Here is a 19,327-nt window from a genome sequence, read left to right as displayed (position 1 = left end):
TCTGGTCCTTCAGGCAGCGAGTTTCTTGCGTTCTTCCAAAGCAGCGACCGGCGGGGCGGCGCTGCTTACATTCATGTCGGTCAATGCCTCGCGCGCGGCGTCCACCACGCGGCGCATGACATGTTCATCCATTTGGCCGATCACGCCAATTCGGAAACTGTCTACCACGGTGAGTTTGCCCGGATAGATGATAAAGCCGCGCGCTTTCATGGCGTCGTAGAAGCCTTGGAACGTGAAGTTCGGATCGGCGGGGCAGAAAAAGGTGACGATGATCGGGCTGAGCCAGCGGTCGGCGAGCAAGGTTTCGAAGCCCAGATCGCGCATGCCGCCAACCATCACGTCGCGGTTTTTGGTGTATCGCGCGCCTCGTGCGGCAACGCCGCCTTCCTGTGCGTGCAAATCGAGCGCTTTCATAAACGCCGCCACCGTATGCGTCGGTGGGGTAAAGCGCCACTGGCCGGTTTTTTCCATCGTCGCCCATTGCGCGTGCACGTCAAGCGACAGGGAATGGGAATTGCCCTTGGAGGCTTCAATCTCGTCCTTGCGTGCGATGACGAAACCGAACCCCGGCACGCCTTCGATGCATTTATTGGCAGAGGAGACAAACGCGGCACAATGGAGCGCGCCGGGATCAAGCGGAAGCGCGCCAAAGGCGGACATGCTGTCGATCAGAAGTTTCCGGCCTGCCGCGCGGGTCGCGTCGGCGATTTCTTCGACCGGGTTGAGAATGCCGCTGGAGGTTTCACAGTGAATGGCCAACACATGGGTGATCGCGGTGTCGTTCGCCAGAATTTCGGCAACTTCATCTCCACGCGGCGGAAGGTAATCGCCCTTGTCGAGCAATTGATATGCCCGCCCCAGGTAATCAAGCGTTTGTGCCGCGCGCAGACCGTATGCACCATTAGCAAGAACCAGAACTTTGCCGTCTCTTGGGACGAAACTGCCCAGCATCGCTTCGACCGCATAGCTGCCGGAGCCTTGTATCGGGACGCAATCATAGTCCGCTGCGCTGTCGCCGATCATCGCCAGAAGCTGTGACCGCAGATTGCGCGTCATCGCGCGGAAATCATCGTCCCAGCTGCCCCAGTCTTTGAGCATTGCCTGCTTGACCGAGTAAGCGGTTGTAAGGGGTCCCGGCGTGAGCAGATAGGGCTCACCAAGTTCGGGGGCGGGCAGAGGCGTGTTGGACATGGCAGATTTCCAATGCTGTTCTGACATCGGATATGAGGCCCATCCGGGCATATGTAAAATCTTTGTTTTCTATTGATTGATAGGTTACGGCTATATTGCATCCGTGTTCTGACCGAGGTTTTCGAATGCGCTACAGTCAACTTCGTGCGTTTCACCACGTGGCCCTGCACGGCGGGTTTTCCCGCGCGGCGCGCGCTTTGAACATCTCTCAGCCCTCTGTGTCGGACCAGGTGCGCCAGCTTGAACAGGCGCATGACGTGCTCTTGTTTTACCGCGATGCGCGGCAGGTGCGGATGACTGAAGCGGGGGAAGCCCTGTTCCGGCTGACCAGCGAGATGTTTGAGGTGGAAGAGCGGATCAGCGCGCTGTTCGATGAAAGCCGCGCCGCGCTGACCGGTACGTTGCGGATCATGGCGGATTCCGCGATGCACATTACCGATGCGGTGCGGCGGTTTCGCGAATCCAATCCTGCGGTCTTTGTGACGATCCGGACAGGCAACACCGAAGATCTGTTGCGCCGTTTAAGGAATTACGAGGCCGAGATCGGCGTTGTTGGCAACGCGATTTCAGCCCCTGACCTAGACAGCGTTGATCTGGGGCGCACACCGATCCTTGCTTTGGTGGCCAAGGATTTCCTGCCGGATGCGGTGACATCCCTGCGGTTTGCGGATCTTGGGAACCACCCCTTGATCTATCGCGAAGAAGGGTCGCGCACCCGTGCGCAAGTTGTCGAGGAGGCGGCACGCCTGAAGCTGTCGCTTGCACCGTCGATCGAGGTTGAGGGCCGCGAGGCCATGCGTGAACTGGTGGCGTCTGGCGCAGGTATCGGATTTATCAGTGAAGCCGAATTTGGCCATGACAGACGGTTGCGGGCCATTCCGTTTGAAGATGTCGATCTTGGCATGTCAGAATCCCTGGTCACCTTGTCGGCGCGGCGGGATGTTCCGATGATCCGGGGGTTTCTCAAAGCGGTGCAGAGCATCCTTTAGGGTTGCTGCCTATAGGTTTTGGTTATGGAATTATAATAACGCTGCATCTTTACATATGACCGGGACTTGTCATGATCCCCGTACGCTTGGGAAAGACTGTGACAGATACAAAGCTCAATACGCTCTTCATTGTGATCGACCAATTGCGGGCCGATTGTGTGTCTGGCGCACTTGCGCAGCATCTTGATCTGCCGAACATGCGCGCCTTTGCCAAGGATGCGGTGTCGTTTCAGAACCATTATTCGGTGACCGCGCCCTGTGGCCCGTCGCGCGTGTCGATCCTGACCGGGCAATACGCGTCGAACCACGGCGCAACCCGGAACGGGACGCCGCTCAAACATGACACACCCACGATAGCCACCGCCGCGCGGGATCATGGGTATGATCCAATGCTGTTCGGGTACACCGATACCTCGCACGACCCGCGATATCTGGAACCGGACGATCCGCGTCTGTTTTCCTACGAAGAGGTCGCCGCAGGCTTTCGCGAGGTTGTGCGGATGCGACTGGAGGGCGACTATTCAGAGTGGGAAACCTATCTGAAGGACAACGGATATGCGCCCGGCCCTTACCCGGATTTGTACCGCCCGACCGGTGACACACCCGATTCCCCGGCGCTTTATGCCGCCGAGCATAGCGATACCGCGTTCCTGACCAATCGGACGCTGGAAGAGCTGGCGCAGCACCCGCCGGGATGGTTTGCGCATCTGACATATATCCGTCCGCACCCGCCTTTCGTTGCGCCCGCGCCCTATAACGCGATGTATGCGGCGGATGCGATGCCCGCACCGAAAACTGCTGAGGATCCCGAATGGCACGGGTTCATGGGGCCCGCGCGCAGCGGTTCCTCTGTGTCGCGCGTGGTCGAAGGGTTCCCGGACCTGCCGGACACCGAAGATGCGGTCAAAATGATCCGGGCGCTGTATTTCGGGCTGGCGACCGAGGTGGATCACCACATCGGCCGGATTTTCGGCTGGCTCAAGGACAGCGGTCAGTACGATAACACGTTGATTGTCCTCACGTCGGATCACGGCGAACTTTTGGGCGACTACGGGATTTGGGGCAAGCGGACGTTCCACGATGCCGCGTTCCATGTGCCGCTGATTGTTCGTGATCCACGGGCCTCCGCACGTGGAGAGGTCGTTACCGCGCCAACGGAATCCATTGATATCTCTCCGACAATTCTGGACTGCCTTGGCGTACCTGTGCCGCATTCGATGGACGGGCAAAGCTTGCGCCCCTTCCTGAACGGGACATCGCCTGCGAACTGGCGACGCTATTCTGTGTCCGAGCTTGATTTTGCAGATCCGGTCCAGCCAACCCCTTGGCAAACCGCGCTGAACCTGTCGCTGGATGGTGCGAATCTGGCGGTGCTGCGCAAAGGGAACCTGCGCTATGTGCAGTTCGCCGAAGGGCTTGAGCCGATCCTTTTGGATGTTTCAAACGGCGAAGAGTCCCGAAATCTGGCGAAAAATTCGGATCAGACGCAGACAAGACTTGATTTGATGCAAGATATGCTTTGCCATCGGATGGTTAACACCGATGGCACATTTTCCCGGACCTTGATTACCGAGGCTGGTGTAAAGGTGGTTTCATGACCGGTGGCAGTGTCACAGACATGTCATGCGTGCCAGCGATACAAAACGCAGCGACCCCAGGACGGGTCGACAAGCAGAAGGAGACCTCTTGCGATTTCCGTTCGCAGCGCGCCGCACACTGCCTGTAGGCTGCGCCTTTGACGGACACGGAATTGACCGGCCCGAACACGGGATCGGGACATAAAAAGGGGGAACAACCCCCGTTTAACACTTGGAACCAATAGGAGAGACAATGAAACGTATCCTTCTTTCAGGCGTAGCCTTTATCGGCTTGCCGGCAGCGGCTTTTGCCAACTGCCCACCCGTGACGGTGGCAGATATGCAAGGCGTGGCCGCGGGTGAATTTCCGCAGCAATTCGAGCTTGCGGAATTTCAGGAAGCCGCCGGCTGCACGATGGAGTTTTCCGCAAACCCCGAAATTGAAGCGCTGAACGCGCAGATCAAAGGCAATGGCGACCTGCCGCCTTTGACGGATCGCATTCCGTCAGAGCCTCTGGTCGTTGTTCCATATGACGCTGTTGGCAAATACGGTGGTGAACTGAACGTTCTGTCGAACGCGACAGAGGCCGGGACATCCGACTTCCTGTCCGTGCGTCATGTCAGTTTTGTACGGTATTCCGACGATCTTCAGACCATCGTGCCAAACGTTGCGAAATCCTGGTCGTGGAATGATGATTTCACCCAGCTGACGCTCAAGCTGCGTGAAGGCCACAAGTGGTCCGATGGTGCGCCGTTCACATCTGCGGATGTGGCGTTCTATCACGACAACCTGATGCTCGACACGAACATCTTTGAGACGCCAAAGGACTACATCACCGTTGGCGGCGAAACGATGACGGTGGAAACGCCCGACGATACCACGGTCATCTTCAACCTGCCTGGACCGAAGCCGGGTCTGATCGCGCACTTTGCGACGCACTACTCGCAGCCATTCCAGCCCAAGCATTTCCTTGGCCAGTTCCACCCGGATATCGACCCAAATGCGGATGCCAATGCGCAGGCGCTGGGCTTTGAAAACGGCTATGATGCGATCAAGGCGTATTACGGAAACTCGGATTGGACGGACACGCCGACTCCGATGCTGTCCAAGCCAGACCTTGTCGATGGTCTGCCGAAGGCAACCTATCCAACGCTGGAAAGCCACATCTATATCAGCGACACCACGGAAGGTCGTCGTCTGGTGGCCAACCCGTACTTCTTCCAGGTTGACCCGACAGGTCAGCAGTTGCCGTATATTTCGACCCAGGACGAAGTGTATATCAACGACAACGAAGTGCGTCTGCTCAAGATCGTGAACGGCGAAGTAGACTACAAGTCCCAGTCGCTGCAGCTCGCCTCGGCACCGATCCTTCTCGAAGCACAGGAAAAGGGGGACTACACGGTCCACCTGAAGCCGGAAATCACCATCGGTGCATTCGGGTTCAACGTCACACATGAAGACGAAGCCAAGCGTGCTGTCTTTGGTGACCTGAGCTTCCGTGAAGCGATGTCTGTTGCGATCAACCGGGAAGAACTGAACGAGATTGCGTTCTTCGGTCAGGGCAACCCGCAGCAATATGTTGGCTTCTCGCCGCTGCCGGATTTCGTTGATCCGTCGCTGCACGACCATATGGCGCAATACGATCCGGATATGGCCAAGGCCAAGCTGGATGCGCTGGGGCTGGCCGACACGGATGGCGATGGCATGCGTGAACTGCCAAACGGCGAAAAGCTGGTTCTGAACCTGAACTTCTCGACCCAAGGCATCGCCGGTCAGACGGTTGAACTGGTGTCGCAATACTGGCGCGACGTCGGTATTGATTCCGTCGTGAAAGAAGTGACGCCGGACGAATACCGGTCCGCGCAATCTTCCAACAAGCTCGACGTGTCCATGTGGCGCAAGAGCCAGCCGTTGGCGATTGTTCTTGGCAACAACGAACTGTGGGTGCCGCCGTATGAAAACTACTTTGGCAACCGCAACGCGATGTTGTGGGCCGAGTGGGTCGATTCCGGTGGGTCCGCAGGTGTAGAGCCGCCAGCATGGGCGAAGGAAATGATGGAAGACATCAACACCCTTCAATCTGCCGCAGCCGGGTCTGACGTGTTTGTTGAAACAGGTGCCAAGATGGCGGAAGCGATGACGAAGAACCTTCTCTTCATCGGGACCGTGAACGCGCCGGCGCCGATGATCCATCGGAACAACCTGATCAACTTCACAGAGATGCAGACGCATTCCTATGAATACTACCGGACCTACCCGTACCGCGCCACGCAGTGGTGGCTGGACGAATAAGTCTGTCTGAACTGGAGGTGGGCATGTCTGACTTGCCCACCTCCCAAAAAAGAAAGACCGTTGTCTGGAAATAACCCGAACAAATCGGGCGCGCAGACAACCTTCAGGGGCAAAATCCATGCTGAACTTCGCACGTTTTGTGCTGACGCGTGCCGTACTGGCGATGATCACGTTGATCATTGTCTCCTTGGTTGTCTTCTCGCTGATGGAGCTTGTGCCGGGCGACTGTGCCGAGCGTTATCTCGCATTCAAGAACACCCAGGGGTCGGGCATCTCGGTTGCAGACATCGAAAACGAACGCATCCGCCTAGGGCTAGACCGGCCATTTCTTGAAAGATGGGGCAAATGGATTGTCGGTGCCTTTCAGGGCGAATTTGGCGACAGCTGTATTCTACGCGTGAACATTGCCCAGCTTCTTGGCGATAAGTTCTGGATTTCGCTGGGGCTATGCCTTGCGTCGCTCACACTGGCTTATGCCATTGCGCTGCCTGTTGGCATCATCGCTGCGGCGTCTGACAATGCCATCCTGAACAACACATTGCGGATCTTCAGCTACCTTGGGCTGGCGATGCCGAACTTCCTTTTGGCCCTGATGATCATGTTATTCTCGACGGTGTATTTCGGGGATACGATGACGGGTCTGTTCTCGGCCGAATATCGGGATGCGCCATGGAGTTTTGACAGGTTTCTTGACCTGATGAGCAATGCCTGGTTGCCCATCTTTATCCTGGGCTGGTCGGCAACCGCGTTCGCCCTGCAGACAGTGCGGGCCTTGATGTCGGATGAGATCGGCAAGCTTTATGTCACAGCGGCGGCCGCACGAGGTGTGCATGGGCGTAAGCTCTTGTGGAACTATCCGGCGCGGCATGCGCTGGGCCCGATTGTGAACAGTCTGGGGTTTGACCTGAACCGGATTTTCAACGAATTGCCGATTGTCGCGCTGATCCTTGTTCTGACCGACGCCGGCGCGTTGTTGATCGAGGCGCTTGCCCGGTCAAACGACCAGCAGCTGGCAGGCGCGATCATCTTCCTTCTCACGGCGTCTATCGTGACGCTCAATTTCCTGACGGACGTGTTGCTTGCGGTGCTTGATCCGCGTGTCCGCAAGAGCATTGTGAGGTAAGGCCATGAACAGCACTCCTGATCCGCTCAAGCCGAACCTGGCCGAAACCACCGGTCCGAACGTGGCCATTGTCGAAACCGAAAGCGCGGTCGAACGCCGGTCGAAAGAGGCGTATTTCACCGCGTCGCAAGGTCAGCTGATCTGGGCACGCTTCAAGAAACAGCGCGCCGCGATGGTGGCGGCTTGTATTCTGGCGGTCCTGATCCTCTCCGGGATTTTCGCGCCGTTCCTGTCGCCCTATGATCCGACGATTGCGGGCAAGAACGATGAGTATCTGAACGGCGCGCCGCAGATCCCGATGTTCTGCGATGTAAACGGCTGTTCGATGCGCCCGTTTGTGCACGCCGTGGAACGCGAACGGTCTTTGGCCACCAATTTCCGGTGGGTCACAACCGTGAACGAGGACCAACGGAACTACGTCTACTTTTTTGTCGAAGGTTGGGATTACAAACTGTTCGGGTTTATCCCGATGGACACCCATCTGTTCGGCACACAAGAGGGCTTTGTCCACGTCTTCGGCACCGATGCCAGTGGCAAGGATATCTTTTCGCGTACCTTCCATGCGATCTGGACCTCTTTGAAAGTCGGGACCATCGGCGTGTTCATCGCCTTTGTTCTGGCGCTCGTGATCGGGGGGATATCCGGGTATTACGGGGGGTGGATCGACAGTTTCTTACAGATGATCACAGATGCCGTCCGAACAGTGCCCGCCATCCCGCTGTTCATGGCGGTCGCGGCCTTTATGCCGCCCGAGATGACGGCGGAACAACGGTTCTTCTACATATCCCTGATACTGGGACTGATCGGCTGGCCCACCTTGGCACGACGGGTGCGCACGCACCTTCTCACGGAACGCAATCAGGAATACGTGCTGGCTGCACAACTCTGCGGAGCGTCCTCCGGCCACACAATCCGACGGCATCTGCTGCCCAGTTTCACCAGCTACATCATCGTCGATCTGGTGATTTCCTTCCCGTACATGGTGCTGTCTGAAACGGCGCTGTCTTTCATCGGCCTTGGTCTGAAAGACCCGGTGAACAGCCTTGGCGTGATGCTTCAGAATGTGACAAGCGCGGACGTGCTTTTGAACTACCAATGGTACTTCATCCCGGTGATCTTTTTCATCGCGCTGGTGATGGCCTTTGTATTTGTCGGCGACGGCTTGCGCGACGCTGCGGACCCTTACTCGGATAACAACAAATGACAGCGCTGATTGAAGTAGAAAACCTGACGCTCAAATTCCGCACGGACGAAGGGCTGATCACCGCTGTCGACAATGTCAGCTTTTCGCTCAACAAAGGCGAAGTGATGGGATTGGTCGGGGAATCCGGGTCAGGCAAATCCGTCACGGCAAAAGCGCTGATGCATCTTAACGCCAAGAACGCGGTCTATACGCCGGAAAGCAAGATCACCTTGCACACGGACACTGGATCGGTCGATGTTCTGTCGCTGAAGACTCCGAAAGACCTGAACATCGTCCGCGGTGGCGCAGTTTCTATGATCTTTCAGGAGCCGATGGCCAGTTTCGCGCCTGCGATCACCATTGGTAAGCAAATGGTGGAGCAGCTTCAGCTGCACGGCGACTATTCCAAGCAGCAGGCCAAGAACATTTCGGTCGAGATGTTGGACCGGGTGGGTATCTCGGATGCGGCCAAGCGGTTTGACCAGTATGCCTTTGAATTGTCCGGTGGCATGCGGCAGCGCGCGATGATTGCGATGGCGCTGTCGACGCAACCCCAATTGCTGATCGCGGATGAACCGACCACGGCATTGGATGTGACCATTCAGGCGCAGGTGATCGACCTGATGAAAGATCTTGTCGACGAATTTCACATGGGGATCGTGTTCATCACCCATGACCTGGGCGTTGTGGCCCAGACGGCGGATAAGGTGAATGTGATGTATCTGGGCCGGTTGATCGAGGAAGGCCCGGTGCGCGAGGTGATCCGGAACCCGAAACACCCCTACACGCAGGGCTTGCTTGCCGCCTTGCCCAAGCTGGACGATATCGACGCGCCCTTGACGCCTGTGCCGGGGGATATCCCGTCGCCGCTTGAGCGTCCCTCGGGCTGTGTCTTCCACACGCGCTGTGCGCAGGTTGTCGGGGATGTCTGCAAACGCGCGATCCCCGTCAATCACGCCATTGATGATTCTCACAGCGTGGCTTGCCACATCTACGACGAGGTGCCCGCATGAGCGACGTCCTGATCCGCGCCAAGAATCTGTCTGTCGGGTTCCAAATCGGCGGAGGTTTGTTCAATAAGCAGGTGTTGAAAGCCGTCGACAACGTGTCACTCGACATCGAAAAGGGATCGTTCTTCGGGCTGGTCGGGGAAAGCGGGTCCGGAAAGACCACGCTGGGCCGCGCGCTTCTCAAGGCCGCACCGATCACGGCGGGTGGCGCGCATTACAGTGATGGAGAGGTCGATTACGATCTTGAGAACATCACCAAGGAACAGCTCAAGGACTACCGCAAACGGGCGCAGCTGATCTTTCAGGACCCTTATGCAGCGCTGAGCCCGCGCATGACCGTGCGGGACATCATTGCCGAACCGTTGGAAGTGATGAAGCTGACCAAGTCACGCGAAGAAACCGACGCGCGTGTGCGTGAGATTGCGGCCAAGTGCCGGTTGAACCTCGAACACCTGCGCCGTTTCCCACACGCGTTTTCCGGTGGGCAACGGCAAAGGATCTCGATTGCGCGCGCTCTTGTGTCTGCGCCCAAGTTTATTGTGGCGGATGAAAGCGTAGCGGCTTTGGATGTGTCGATCCAGGCCGATGTCCTGAACCTGCTCAAACAGATTCAGGCAGAGATGGGTCTGACCTTTTTGTTCATTAGCCATGACCTGTCCGTTGTGGCCCATACTTGTGACCACGTTGCGGTGATGTATCTGGGCCGACTGGTGGAAACCGCGCCGACCCGCAAACTGTTTGAAGCGCCACGGCATCCTTACACCAAGGCCCTGTTTTCTGCGATTCCGTCACTTGATCCGGATGATCGCGGGTCCGCGCAAAAGCTCACCGGGGAAATTCCGTCACCGACCAATCAGCCGTCGGGATGCAAGTTCCATACACGCTGTCCGTTTGCGATTGATCACTGCAAACGGGTGGAGCCCACGTTGGAAACCGTTGGGTCCGGGCATGACGTGTCCTGCCATCGCTGGAAAGAGTTGATGGAAACCGAAGCCGCCTGACCGGGCGCTTGCCGTTTGTTAGCTTCCGTATCCGCGCCGCAGCGCGGTGTGGGTTCGCGCGCGCTTGAGGTCATCTTCGAGAATGCGGCTCATCGACAGTGCACCGGATGTCGTGAGCAATGTGGATGTCACATAATCACTGGACAGTCCGCCGCGCGCGGTGCAGCGCTGCGATGTGCAGAACGTAGACCATGTGTCGACATAGGTCAGCGCCCCGGTGGTCGACAGCCGACGGAACATGTCGTCGGCTTTTGCATGGCGCTTGATCGCGCGACCCTTGGACACGACATCGGCAAGCTGTGGCATGCCTTGGTACAACCAGTGCCCCGGGGTATTGGCGCGCGCGGCTGTTTCCGCATCGAACTGCGGGAAGGCCGGCACCTGCCGCAGCACGGACACGCGCACCTGGTTGTCGATCAAAGCCTTGACCGTTTGCTCTAACGCCGTCGCAACATAGTCGGGCTGATGCGCGGTGTTGAGCGGTGTTCCGTCAACGGGGCCAAGCCGGACCACGGGTTTCGGTCTGAATTCGGCGTTCCTGTCCCCAAGATAGTAAAGCCAATCCGCAACCAGCGTGACATGTCGGATGCTGTTCAGATGGGGAAGGGCTTGCAGGACTTGCGCGGATTGCTGATCACAGCTTCTGCCACTCAAGGTATCTGCCGACGCAAACCGCGTTTGCAGGCCGTCCAAAGGCACGCAATTGGGCTGCGCGACCAGTATCGTTGAAACCTTTGCGCGCCGCGCCGCTTCTGCAAAACCGGCTTTCATTGCCACCAATTGGTGATCCCCCCAAACCAGCGCTTTGGGTGGTCCCTTGGGGCCAAGTTCACATACATGCAGGCCAGCCAGGGGTCCGCTTGTCTGGATCGGACACCGGGTCGACAGGTCATTTGCGCCCAGCGCGTGGATATAGGCCGAGCTTTGCTCCGCGAAGCGCAGCTGCATACCTTGAGCACTGAAGCTGATGACCCCGTTCGCCAAGAGAATACCGGCTATCACGGCCGTCGGTGTAACGCGGCTGAGTTGCAGTTTGCCCTCAATCCGTTGCCACAGTGACCACGACATCAGGGCGAGCAGCAGACACGGCATCATCAAGGCCGTGAAATTCGGTTTGCTTGGGTCCATGACGTCAAGCGCGGCGGTCAATTGGGCCAGAGGAATGGCCCACAGGAACATGTGCAACGCCATCCCGAACCATCTGCGGCGGCGCTCGGTTTCACCCTTGCGCGATGCGAAAGGGCGGCTGCCGAGATACAGAAACGCGATTCCGACTGCAAAGAAGGCCCTTGCGAACAACGTGTCGCCCATGGCCGTGACGGCCAGAATACCGGTCAACAGGTTCACGATCCCAAGGATCAATGCGTATCTGAGAACGGGATACCTGTTTGACGCAAAGAACGGGATCGCGCCGAACAGAAAGGCCCAAAGGCCGCCGATGGGCAAGAGTTGAACGATTGGAGAATCCGAACTCGATACGGACAATGAGCCTGTGGCTAAGAGGCCTAAGATAAGCAGCAATCTGAACGTGTTCTTTCGACACATCCAGAACACCGCCGCAAGGATTGCGCAGCATTGCGCGATCAGGGCCGGGACCCAAAGGTGATCCAGCAATCCATCAAACCGCAGTTGAACGGCATGTGGCAGAAGGGCCAGTTCGAAATTCGTGCTAAAGGTCGCAGCAAACATAAGCGACTGCCCGAGGTGTAGGTATTCACTGGGCAGAAAAACCAGCCAGCCCGCCACGAAAAGCACGACAGAGCAACATAGCAACCCGACAAAGTAGGCTTGCAGAACGCAGATGACCTGCTCTTTGAAAACGTCGAAGCCACGGATCAGTTGATTGGCGCACCAGCCGCCGCACAGCACAAGCACGATGTCCGCCGCAAAGGCCATCGGCCCGCCGTCGCGTGTCCCAAGCGTGGACAACACAAAGGCCAGCCCTGCAAGAGCCAGCAGGAATTGCCGGACTTCAGCGCGCGAGGACGCCGTGTCTGGGATATGCAAAATCGCCCGGGAATCTGGGTTGGTCTGGGTTGTCACTAAAACACTGATCTACGTTACGGCCCCACACCGATGCCCCTAAGTACATAGAATTTGAACGATCACACAACAGGCAATGTGGAAACAGTGTGTTACGTAAGGTCAGGTGCAGAATATGCGTGAGGTCCGCCAATGTCTGAATCGCGGACAATCGGCGGCAAGAACGCAGACAGAGTCACACGCTTTTCCTAAAGAACCGGCTTCCATTCAAGCCGTTCTGCTGTTGGGTAAGAATGGCGCGTTTTCTTCAGCGTTTCTGCATATCCGGTCAGCGCACCCGCCATCAGCCATGTCAGGGGGGTCAGTGTCGCATTGGGCAACATGTCGAACACGTTGATGGCGAGCATCAGCGACATTGGAACGATCAGAAGGGAATAACTCTCGGGTGTGCGGTACCGCGTTTCGCGCCAGAGCATGAACACGGGCAACACCAAAAGACCGAACTCCGCAAGAAACCCAAGCCAGCCAAATTGCCCGATCAGGATCACCCACCGGCCATCCGTGACGGTTTCAATATCCCCGGTGGCCGGGTCCATGATTTGATTGCGGTCGTAATTGCCCCAGCCGAACAGGGGTTTTTCGCTTGCCCGCTCCAGCAACAGATTTTCGTTACCAAACCGGAACCCCAGCGATTGGGCGCGGGCCGGATCAATGCCTTCGGCATATTCCAGAAGTCGATCCTGCGGAACAAGGTCAAGACCTTTCAGCGCCGGGTAGGCAATCGCAAACGCCGCGATAAAGATTGCCAGCCGCATCTGCCAACGCGACCCAAAGAACACGACAACCGGAATCAGCACCGCTGCAAAAATCCACGCGCCCAGTGACTTGGCCAGCACCAGAATCCCCGTCAGAAAAAGCGCAGCGATGAGTAATTTCCACGGTTTTCCGGTCTTTTCTGTTCGCCACAGCGCGTAGGCGGCCAGTATTGCCATCAGCATAAAGAACGCGGCCCAGATGCCGTGATACAAGAAGACCATCGGGCGGAAGCCGCCAAACCGCATGGTTTGGATAAAGTCGTGCTGGTAGTATCCGTAAATCCAGAAATTCAACTGCGGTGAGAGCCGGATCTCGATCAGCATCGGGATCGCATACAGCAATCCGCCGATCACAAACGCATACATCAAATCGCGCTGATCATCGGCGGTCGACAGGAACCGCCGGGCCAGCAGGAACGGGATAATCAGCAGCACTTGCTGGATCACGATGGCCAACGCATCGCGAACACTCATCCCCTGGATTTGAAACTGCCCCCATTCCACCGGTTCCGTGTTCAAGACGGTTGTCGCGATCGGGCTGAAGACAAAGAGCAGAAACAGCACGTTCACCACCGGAGATCGCGGCAGGAAATTCTTGTCATGGCCGTACATCCAGATCCACATGACAAGCGCACTGAGCGCGGGAATCGTGTGTTTGGTCAACGGCGGAACAAGCGGGAAATCAAAGCCGGCCGGTGGTTCGGGCAGGAACAAATACCCAATCACCAGGGTCGCGATAACAGCGCGCCCCGGCGGAAGCTTTAAAAAGAGGACCACCGTCACGACCGGCCAGATTGCCAGCGCAAGGGTAGCCAGTGCATTGGGCATCGTTTTGCCTGCCTCTGGCCTCACGAAACGTATCGAATGGGGTATGCCCCATCATCGCCAGTATAGTGTAGCGTGAATTCGGCCCAAATAGCACCGGAATGCAGCAAAACCGTGGTTCTGCACCGGAATGCGTGGCCGTGTTCAGTGACTTAGCTCGCAGTTTTGGACTTAACTTGGGGGTCGAATTGGACCTACTGGCAATTTCGACTCATCGCTACTGTCCGCCTCAATCGCGCCGACCGCTTGGTCGGTGCTCTTGTTTGGGAGAGCCACCATGAAAATGACCACCGAAGAAGCGTTCGTCAAAGTCCTCCAGATGCATGGCATTGAACATGCGTTTGGCATCATCGGGTCGGCCTTTATGCCGATTTCCGACATCTTCCCCAAAGCGGGCATCACGTTCTGGGACTGCGCGCACGAAGGCTCTGGTGGGATGATGGCCGACGGCTACACCCGGGCGTCTGGCAAGATGTCGATGATGATCGCGCAGAACGGGCCGGGGATCACCAACTTCGTGACGGCTGTGAAAACCGCCTATTGGAACCACACGCCTTTGCTGCTGGTCACACCGCAGGCCGCAAACAAGACCATCGGCATGGGTGGCTTTCAGGAAGTTGAACAGATGAAGCTGTTCGAAGACATGGTCGCCTATCAGGAAGAAGTCCGCGACCCGACCCGTGTGGCCGAGGTTCTGAACCGCGTGATCCTGAACGCCAAGCGCGCGTCGGCCCCGGCGCAGATCAATATGCCGCGGGATTTCTGGACTCAGGTGATCGACATTGATCTGCCAGAAGTTGTCGAATTCGAACGTCCCTCGGGTGGCGAAAGCTCGATCCAGCAAGCGGCAGATCTTCTGTCATCTGCAAAGAACCCGGTCATTCTGAACGGTGCTGGCGTGGTTCTGGCTGACGCGATACCGGCCTCGATGGAACTGGCCGAACGTCTGACCGCGCCGGTTTGTGTGGGCTATCAGCACAACGACGCGTTCCCCGGTTCGCATCCTCTATTTGCAGGCCCGCTGGGTTACAACGGCTCCAAGGCCGGTATGGAGTTGATCAGCCAAGCAGATGTGGTGCTGTGCCTTGGCACACGCCTCAACCCGTTCTCGACTCTGCCGGGCTACGGGATCGACTACTGGCCCAAAGATGCGAAGATCATTCAGGTCGACATCAACCCCGACCGCATCGGCCTGACCAAGAAGGTCAGCGTTGGCATCGTGGGTGACGCCAAGAAGGTCGCCGAAGGTATCCTTGCGCGTCTGTCTGACACCGCTGGCGACGAAGGCCGCGAAGAGCGGAAAGCGACCATCGCCAAAACCAAATCCACTTGGGCGCAGCAACTGTCGTCGATGGACCACGAAGACGACGATCCGGGCACCACGTGGAACGAGCGCGCGCGCGCGTCCAAGCCCGACTGGATGAGCCCTCGCATGGCATGGCGCGCAATCCAGAGCGCGTTGCCGAAAGAGGCGATCATTTCGTCGGACATCGGCAACAACTGTGCCATCGGCAACGCCTATCCGTCGTTCGAAGAAGGCCGCAAATACCTTGCGCCGGGTCTGTTTGGGCCATGTGGATATGGTTTGCCATCTGTCGTTGGGGCCAAGATCGGGTGCCCGGACGTGCCGGTTGTCGGCTTTGCCGGTGATGGAGCGTTTGGCATAGCGGTCAACGAACTGACGGCCATTGGTCGCCCGGAATGGCCTGCGATCACCCAGATCGTGTTCCGCAACTACCAGTGGGGTGCGGAAAAGCGGAATTCGACCCTGTGGTACGAAGACAATTTTGTCGGCACAGAACTGGACGAGGGCGTCAGCTATGCGGCCATCGCGTCGGCCTGTGGGCTCAAGGGTGTCGTTGCGCGCACCATGGACGAACTGACCGACGCGCTGAACCAGGCGATCAAGGACCAGATGGAGAACGGCAAGACCACTCTGATCGAAGCGATGATCAATCAGGAACTGGGCGAACCGTTCCGCCGTGATGCGATGAAAAAGCCGGTGGAAGTGGCAGGCATCGACCCGGCAGATATGCGCCCGCAGAAGGTCGCTTAATCATGGGGGACCCCGCACAGGCAACCTCTGTTCTGGTGCTGAATGCGGGGTCGTCCTCGATCAAGTTTGCCGTATTTGACGAGACCGTGTCCGAAACGCTTTCGGGCATGGCAGAGGCCATCGGTGGCGCGTCCAAGTTGCGGGTTGGGGAGGATGAGCGGGACGTTCCGTTGATCGATCACCGTGCGGCGCTGGAGGCGATCTTGAAGGCTCTGGCTGATCGCGGAATCACACCTGACACATTGCGCGCAGTTGGTCACCGCGTCGTGCATGGCGGGCGCAAGCTGACAGCGCCAATGCGGATCACGGATGAGGTCCGCGCCGAGATTGCCAACTGCACGCCGCTTGCGCCTCTCCACAATCCACACAACCTTGCCCCGATGGAGGCGCTGGCGCGGCTTGCGCCGGACCTGCCTCAATTCGCAAGCTTTGACACGTCGTTCCACGCCACGAACCCGAGTGTTGCGACGCGCTATGCGATCCCCAAGATGATGGAGACAAAGGGTATTCGCCGTTACGGGTTTCATGGTCTCAGTTATGCGTCGTTGGTGCGCCGCTTGCCGGAAGTGTCTGGCGAAGCGCTACCCTCGCGGTTGCTGGCCTTCCACCTTGGAAACGGGGCGTCGCTCTGTGCCATCCATAATGGTCAATCGGTTGCGACGACAATGGGCTATTCGCCACTGGACGGCCTTACCATGGGAACCCGCTCTGGCGGGATCGACGCCAACGCGGTGCTGCGGCTTGTCGAAGAAAACGGGCTTGAGCGCACCAAGGCCATTCTCAACCATGAGAGCGGCTTGCTTGGGCTGTCTGGTGGCAAGTCGGACATGCGCAAGCTGATGCTCGACGCGTCTGCTGACAGTGCCTTTGCTGTGGAACACTTCTGCTATTGGACGCTGCGCCATGCCGGATCGCTGATTGCGGCGATGGAAGGTCTGGACGCCGTCGCCTTTACCGGTGGGATTGGCGAAAATGCAGTGGGCGTCCGCGCGCGTATCCTGCGGGGTCTGGAATGGGCGGGCGTGCGGATCAATCCGGACTTCAACCACCGCTCGGGCCCCCGATTGCACGCGGACAGTTCCAAAGTTGCGATCTGGGTCATCCCGGCGGAAGAAGAGCGGATGATTGCGCTCGACGCGCTTGCGCTTTTGGAGGCTGCGTGACTTACGTGCCTTTTGCCAAAGCAATGGTCACCAGCGTCGAGGCGACGATGTCGTCGACCGTTGCGCCGCGGCTCAGATCGCAGACGGGTTTGGCAAACCCTTGCAGGAACGGACCGACTGCCTGCGCCTTGCCCAATTCCTGGCACAGCTTGTACGCGATGTTGCCGGCGTCCAGCGACGGGAAGATCAGCACGTTGGCATCCCCCGCGCCCAAACCCTTCTTCTCGGCAATCGCCGCGTTCAATGCGGCGTCCGCCTGGATTGGTCCCAAGTACCCCGTCGCGTCTGCCACGTCGCGGACGATATCAACGCTGTTCCCCGCGCCGCTGGTCCCGGTTGAGAACGACAAGAGCGCGACACGGGCATCCTCCAGCAATTTGCGCCCTGTATCCGCCGATGCGCGCGCGATGGCTTCAAGCGCTGTCGCATCCGGCGCCACGTTCACTGCGCAATCGGCGAAGATGAATTCGCGCCCGTCCGGGAACACCATCAGGAAATACGACGATGGGACTGCAACGCCGTCTGCCAAGCCAATCGCGATGCTCGCTGCTTCAATGACTCGTCGGGTCGGGCTGTCCGCCCCTGCGACCATCGCATCCGCCTCACCTGCGGCAACCATTGCCGCCGCGCGGAACAGCGGCTTTTGCAACATCCGACGCGCCAGCGCTTCCTTTGTACCGCGCGTCGCAACAAGGGCCGCCACTTGCGCCTCAGTTACGACCTCACTCACCGGAACAGGTTGGCACAATCCATCAGACGCCAAACGCTCTGCCGCGCCCGCCACGCGGGGATCGTCCAGTTCCGGAAACACCACCCGGGCGTTTGCTGTGCGTGCGACGTCGCGCGCGGTGTCGAGAACGCTCATACATCCCTCCAAATCGTCGTCACACAGGAGCCCGCAATGACCGATGCCGTCAAGATCAACCGTGGCCTGAAAGGCATTTACTTTGAACGCTCAGGTGTCAGCGATATCGATGGATCAGCGGGAACGCTGCACTACCGCGGCTATTCCATTCACGATCTGGCAGCGCACGCCACGTTTGAAGAGGTGTGCCACCTTTTGATGCGGGGCGAATTGCCAAACGCTTCCGAGCTGGAGGCGTTCGACGCGGAAATGCGCAGCTATCGCGCGGTGCCGGATGCGGTGCTTGAGATCATTCGCACGTGCAAAGACGGACACCCGATGGATGTCCTGCGCACCTGTGTGTCAGCCTTGGCCGCGCTTGATTTAGACAGCCAGCAAGTCGGCGAAGAGGCGTTTCAGCGCAACGGGCTAAAGCTCACCGCACAGGTGCCGACGCTGATTGCCGCGCATGAGGCGATCCGCAACGGGCGTGATCCCATCGCGCCCGATGAAAGCCTCAGCCACGCGGCGAACTGGCTGTGGATGCTCAAGGGCGAAAAGCCGTCCGAGGCTGCTGCGCGCCTTGCCGATGTCGACTTTGTCTTGCACGCCGAACATGGCGCAAATGCCTCCAGCTTTGCAGCGCGGGTGACTGTCGGGACCGAAGCGAACCTGCATGGCGCGATTGTCACCGCGCTTAGCACGCTCGCTGGCCCTGCACATGGCGGTGCGGCCGAAGACGTCATGAAGATGGTCAAGGAAATCGGCACACCTGACAAAGCCGCAGAGTATGTCAAAACCAAGCGCAAAAACCGCGAGGCTGTGACCGGGTTTGGCCACCGGGTTTACCGCGCTGAAGACCCACGCGCGCGGCACATGCGGGAAGGCGTTCGCAAGCTGGGCGAAGAGATGGGCGCGCCGGAATGGTACGAAATTCTGCAAGCGGTTGTTGAGGCGATGAAACCCTACAGCCGCCACGGTCTGAACGTGAACGTCGATTTCTACTCGGGCGTTATCTACCAATTGCACGGTATCCCGATGGATCTGTACGTTCCGATCTTTGCGATTGGCCGGATGCCGGGCTGGGTGATCCAGTGTCTGGAACAGCAGCGCGGGAATATCCTGATCCGTCCATTGACACTTTATAACGGGCCGGAACCGCGCAATTGGCTGCCGATTGAAGAACGATAGAGATGGAATGTAAGCGCTTGCATTTTGCTGCTTTACCATTGCGGCAGAAACGTAAACACTGTCGCCAAATCTGACCAAGCGCG

14 protein-coding genes are annotated in these 19,327 nt (G+C 58.2%); 10 read left to right on the top strand and 4 right to left on the bottom strand.

Annotation, left to right across the window (positions count from 1 at the left end; all coding sequences use genetic code 11):
• Nucleotides 1-9: 9 nt before the first annotated feature.
• Nucleotides 10-1,191, bottom strand: coding sequence for a 2-aminoethylphosphonate--pyruvate transaminase (locus MWU54_RS15985; RefSeq protein WP_247085696.1), 1,182 nt, complete (start codon nucleotides 1,189-1,191; stop codon nucleotides 10-12).
• 125 nt (nucleotides 1,192-1,316) lie between these two features.
• Between MWU54_RS15985 and MWU54_RS15980 the strand changes: the two genes are divergently transcribed.
• The 7 genes from MWU54_RS15980 to MWU54_RS15950 all read left to right on the top strand — a co-directional run bounded on the left by MWU54_RS15980 (nucleotide 1,317) and on the right by MWU54_RS15950 (nucleotide 10,367).
• Nucleotides 1,317-2,180 (top strand): LysR substrate-binding domain-containing protein, encoded by an 864-nt coding sequence (locus MWU54_RS15980; protein WP_247085694.1) that lies wholly within the window; start codon nucleotides 1,317-1,319, stop codon nucleotides 2,178-2,180.
• A gap of 71 nt (nucleotides 2,181-2,251) precedes the next feature.
• A complete protein-coding gene (locus tag MWU54_RS15975; RefSeq protein WP_247085692.1) occupies nucleotides 2,252-3,778 on the top strand; it encodes a sulfatase-like hydrolase/transferase in 1,527 nt (508 codons plus the stop codon).
• A 232-nt stretch (nucleotides 3,779-4,010) separates the two neighbouring features.
• Nucleotides 4,011-6,050 (top strand): ABC transporter substrate-binding protein, encoded by a 2,040-nt coding sequence (locus MWU54_RS15970; protein WP_247085690.1) that lies wholly within the window; start codon nucleotides 4,011-4,013, stop codon nucleotides 6,048-6,050.
• A 118-nt stretch (nucleotides 6,051-6,168) separates the two neighbouring features.
• On the top strand, nucleotides 6,169-7,173 hold the full coding sequence (locus MWU54_RS15965; protein WP_247085688.1) for an ABC transporter permease: 1,005 nt from the start codon (nucleotides 6,169-6,171) through the stop codon (nucleotides 7,171-7,173).
• A gap of 4 nt (nucleotides 7,174-7,177) precedes the next feature.
• Nucleotides 7,178-8,377 carry an ABC transporter permease gene (locus tag MWU54_RS15960; protein ID WP_247085686.1) on the top strand — a complete coding sequence of 400 codons (1,200 nt, stop codon included), beginning with the start codon at nucleotides 7,178-7,180 and terminating at the stop codon, nucleotides 8,375-8,377.
• Nucleotides 8,374-9,369 carry an ABC transporter ATP-binding protein gene (locus MWU54_RS15955; RefSeq protein ID WP_247085684.1) on the top strand — a complete coding sequence of 332 codons (996 nt, stop codon included), beginning with the start codon at nucleotides 8,374-8,376 and terminating at the stop codon, nucleotides 9,367-9,369. The genes MWU54_RS15960 and MWU54_RS15955 overlap by 4 nt, the downstream gene beginning before the upstream one ends.
• The gene (locus tag MWU54_RS15950) at nucleotides 9,366-10,367 is read left to right on the top strand and encodes an oligopeptide/dipeptide ABC transporter ATP-binding protein (protein ID WP_247085682.1); all 1,002 of its coding nucleotides are present in this window, start codon (nucleotides 9,366-9,368) and stop codon (nucleotides 10,365-10,367) included. The genes MWU54_RS15955 and MWU54_RS15950 overlap by 4 nt, the downstream gene beginning before the upstream one ends.
• Before the next feature lie 18 nt (nucleotides 10,368-10,385).
• Here the strand turns inward: MWU54_RS15950 and MWU54_RS15945 are convergent, their stop codons facing one another.
• Together MWU54_RS15945 and MWU54_RS15940 are read right to left on the bottom strand one after the other, a co-directional pair.
• The gene (locus tag MWU54_RS15945; RefSeq protein WP_247085680.1) at nucleotides 10,386-12,374 is read right to left on the bottom strand and encodes an SGNH hydrolase domain-containing protein; all 1,989 of its coding nucleotides are present in this window, start codon (nucleotides 12,372-12,374) and stop codon (nucleotides 10,386-10,388) included.
• 224 nt (nucleotides 12,375-12,598) lie between these two features.
• Nucleotides 12,599-13,993: a hypothetical protein gene (locus MWU54_RS15940; RefSeq protein ID WP_247085678.1), complete on the bottom strand. Its 1,395-nt coding sequence runs from the start codon at nucleotides 13,991-13,993 to the stop codon at nucleotides 12,599-12,601.
• Nucleotides 13,994-14,267: 274 nt separating this feature from the next.
• On the opposite strand from MWU54_RS15940, the gene xsc reads away from it, so the two are divergent.
• Both xsc and MWU54_RS15930 read left to right on the top strand, forming a co-directional pair.
• Complete coding sequence (gene xsc, locus MWU54_RS15935; RefSeq protein WP_247085676.1) at nucleotides 14,268-16,046, top strand: sulfoacetaldehyde acetyltransferase; 1,779 nt, start codon at nucleotides 14,268-14,270, stop codon at nucleotides 16,044-16,046.
• 2 nt (nucleotides 16,047-16,048) lie between these two features.
• Nucleotides 16,049-17,209, top strand: a complete 1,161-nt coding sequence (locus MWU54_RS15930) for an acetate/propionate family kinase (protein WP_247085674.1) — start codon at nucleotides 16,049-16,051, stop codon at nucleotides 17,207-17,209.
• 1 nt (nucleotide 17,210) lies between these two features.
• Here the strand turns inward: MWU54_RS15930 and MWU54_RS15925 are convergent, their stop codons facing one another.
• Nucleotides 17,211-18,074 carry a phosphate acyltransferase gene (locus tag MWU54_RS15925; protein WP_247085672.1) on the bottom strand — a complete coding sequence of 288 codons (864 nt, stop codon included), beginning with the start codon at nucleotides 18,072-18,074 and terminating at the stop codon, nucleotides 17,211-17,213.
• A 36-nt stretch (nucleotides 18,075-18,110) separates the two neighbouring features.
• Here MWU54_RS15925 and MWU54_RS15920 point away from each other — a divergent pair, with 36 nt between their 5' ends.
• Entirely contained in the window at nucleotides 18,111-19,244 is a 1,134-nt protein-coding gene (locus MWU54_RS15920; RefSeq protein ID WP_247085670.1) for a citrate/2-methylcitrate synthase, read from the top strand.
• Nucleotides 19,245-19,327: the final 83 nt, after the last annotated feature.

The sequence above is a fragment of the Marivita sp. S6314 genome, assembly GCF_023015985.1.
In the GTDB taxonomy this organism is placed as follows: Bacteria; Pseudomonadota; Alphaproteobacteria; order Rhodobacterales; family Rhodobacteraceae; genus Marivita.
Note: the sequence above shows the minus strand (reverse complement) of the source record. Positions and strands in the feature narration are given on the sequence as shown.